This is a genomic window from Arthrobacter sp. Y3223164, from assembly GCF_059091005.1.
On record NZ_JBNHGF010000549.1, the window covers coordinates 1 to 1,441 of the forward strand.

Annotated in this window: 2 protein-coding genes; one reads left to right on the forward strand and one right to left on the reverse strand. The window is 68.8% G+C overall.

From position 1 onward, the window contains the following. Window positions 1-206: iron chelate uptake ABC transporter family permease subunit (locus AC5RUJ_RS16290; RefSeq protein WP_494156250.1), on the forward strand; the 206-nt coding region annotated here is incomplete at its 5' end. A 49-nt stretch (window positions 207-255) separates the two neighbouring features. Here the strand turns inward: AC5RUJ_RS16290 and AC5RUJ_RS16295 are convergent. Next, the coding region (locus tag AC5RUJ_RS16295) for an ABC transporter substrate-binding protein (protein ID WP_494156251.1) at window positions 256-1,441 on the reverse strand (1,186 nt) is incomplete at its 5' end.

The following is a 1,441-nucleotide window of genomic DNA, read 5'->3' on the forward strand; positions in this document are numbered from 1 at the left end:
CGGCCCGGTCGCTCGTGGGCGCCCGGCACAGCCGGGTTTTGCCGGTGGCCGCAATGCTCGGCGCCTGCACTGTGGTGCTGGCGGACATCATCGGGCGGACGGTCATCGCCCCGGCACAGATCCCGGCCGGCATCATGACCGCCTTGGTCGGCGCCCCGTACTTCGTGTACTTGCTCTGGCGCTCACGCGTCGACCGGACTGCATGACCCTTCGGGCGCCGGAACGGCCGGAACCGTTCCGGCGCACGGGGTGCCGTTAGGGCGTGAAGGACTCCGCCGGCACGTAGCCCTCGTCGGTGTGCTCCTGGACCTGTACCTCGGAGATCGGCGCCATGTTGGTGGTGGTGTCCACGCTCAGGCCGTCGAGCAGCAGCGGCGGCTCGAAGTCCTTGACGTTGCGGACCGCTTCCATCAGCGCCTCGTGGGTCGGCTCGGCCATGTTCTTGAACGCTTCCTCGAGGGTGGCGGCGGTGGCGTAGCCCCAGAGGCAATGCGGGATGACCTGGTCGGCGGTATCGGGGGCGTACTCCTTGATGTCGGCCAGGAACTGCTTCACTTCCTCGTCGTCGGTCTGCGTGGGTTGCTTGGTGAAGCCGGTGCTGTACACGTTCGGGAAGGCGCTGGCATTGCCCGGTTCCAGCACGTCCCGCTCGTTGGCGGCCACGGCCGCCAGGAAGATGGACGGGTTCCAGCCAAGGTCCTGCGCGCGGACCATCGACGACGCCGTCAGCGCCGGCACCGTGTTGGCCGAGAAGAAGACGTCGGCCTCGCTGTCCGCGAGCTGGGCCATCTGCGCGTCCACCGTCGGGTCGCCCGGTTCGAACGTCGCCCGCTGGACGATCTCCACCTCCGAGCCTTCGATGGCGTCCTCCAGCCCGGCAACAAACTCGTTGCCGGCGTCGTCGTTCTGTTCCAGCACGGCGACGGTGACGGCCGTGCCGGAGTCCACCAGGAACTTGCCGAAGGAGTTGCCTTCGGCATAGTAGGTGGGCATCCAGCCGATGGTCCACGGGTTGGCCTCGGGGTCTTCGCTGAACACCGAGTCTCCGGAGGCCACGAACACTTGCGGGAATTCTTCCTCGGTGGCCACCGGCATGACGGCCAGGTTGGTGCGGGTGCCCAGACCGTTGACGTCGGCGAAGACGCCCTCGGCGATCATCTGCCGGAAGTTCGCCACGGCGCGGCCGGGATCGTAGGCGTCGTCGTACGCTTTGAGCTCCACTTTGCGGGTCTTGCCGTCGCCGAATTCCACCCCGCCGTCCGCATTGGCGGCGCCGAAGTAGGCCTCCATGCCCGCGACCAGGCAGCTGCCCGGCGCCCCGGCCACGCCGCTGAGCGAGGTGGTGCTGCCGAGCAGGATGCTGGTGTCGGTGATGCCCTGTTCGGCTCCGCCGCCCTCCGTGGCGCCCGGGCTGCCCTCGGGCGAGTTGCCGCCGTCGCCC